Here is a 1,509-nt window from a genome sequence, read left to right as displayed (position 1 = left end):
TTTGGCTATGAGGGCCTTGGGTCTATATACTGGCATATGGTGTCCAAATTGCTACTGGCGGTGATGGAGTATTGTTTAAAAGCTATTAAAAATAATGAGGACGAGGCTATTATTGGAAGATTAATAGACCACTACTACGAAATAAATGCGGGGATAGGAGTGCATAAATCCCCCGAGCTGTATGGGGCTTTCCCAACAGATCCTTATTCGCATACCCCTGCGGGGAAAGGAGCCCAGCAACCGGGGATGACCGGCCAGGTAAAGGAGGATATACTAAGCAGGATGGGAGAGCTTGGGGTAGCGGTTAAAGACGGCAAAATTACTTTTAGCCCCGGGTTTTTTAACAAAGCCGAGTTTTTAACAGAACCAGTTGTGTTCAATTATGTAGATGTAAATTTTACCTCTCAGCAAATAGCCCTGGAAAAAGACTGTATTTGTTTTACTTATTGTCAGTTACCTGTTATCTATAAAATGGCTGCAAATAATGGTGTTGAAGTTTTGTTTAATAATAAATCATCAAAAAGTTTCAAAACCTTAGAGCTAGACAGGGAGACAAGTAATCAAGTCTTTGAAAGAACAGGAGAAGTAGTACAGATTATAGTTTCCATGAGAAAATAAAATCGTAAGCACGAATTAAATGTTATAAAATAAGGCCCCTGTTGGCGCGGGCATCATGCTCGTGCCTTTTCCCAACCAACAATAATATTAATATCTAAGATGCTATACATTGTGTACCTATAAAGCATATAGAGCTACACAACTGTTAAGCGCTAATTATCTTGGGTATCTTTTAATACATTATCTTAGTTTATATAATTGAGCTATAGTTAATAACTATATCCCATTGTTATGGAGCATAAATCAAAGTACTGAAATGAGAAGAACATCGACTACATTAATTCTATTGACCCTATTTTTCCTTTTATCGTCACACGAACTATTTCTAAAGTCTGATAGCTATTTTTTTGAGGAAAATAGCCTGGGAGAACTTTACCTTATTAATGGAACATTTGACGAAAGTGAAAATGTGATAACAAGAGATAGAATTATCAATCCAAAAATCCTTGGTCCTAATTATGATTTTAAACCTTCCTCGGATGATTACTATGATAAAGGTGAAATCACCTTTTTAAAATTTAAAACAGGGAATGCCGGCACTTATGTAGCCGGAGTTTCAACAAAATCGAAGGCTATTGAACTAAGCGGAGAAGATTTTACTGCTTACCTGGAGCACGAAGGTTTTACAGAGGTGATCTCGGATAGGAAAACCCATGGGATTTCTGATCAAGCAGCCCGTGAAAAATATTCCAAACATGTCAAAGCCATATTTCAGGTAGGCGAAAAGAGAACAGACCACTTTTCAACTCAGTTAAACTACCCCATAGAATTTATTCCTCTAAAAAATCCGTATGCCCTTTCCCTTGGAGATGGAATGTCATTCAAACTTTTGTATCAGGGGGAACCTCTTGGCGACCAAACGGTGCATATCAGTTCACGAAAGAACCTTGA

General features: G+C 37.8%; 1 protein-coding gene and 1 pseudogene. Both read left to right on the top strand.

Features of this window, described 5'->3' with window-relative positions; translation table 11 throughout:
- Window positions 1-618: pseudogene (locus WBN20_RS13175) on the top strand (hypothetical protein); the annotation flags it as partial.
- 256 nt (window positions 619-874) lie between these two features.
- Window positions 875-1,509 (top strand): DUF4198 domain-containing protein (locus WBN20_RS13170; protein WP_424282033.1); only part of this gene is annotated, 635 nt, incomplete at its 3' end.

Source organism: Eudoraea sp. (assembly GCF_049665975.1).
Lineage (GTDB): Bacteria > Bacteroidota > Bacteroidia > Flavobacteriales > Flavobacteriaceae > Eudoraea.
Note: the sequence above shows the minus strand (reverse complement) of the source record. Positions and strands in the feature narration are given on the sequence as shown.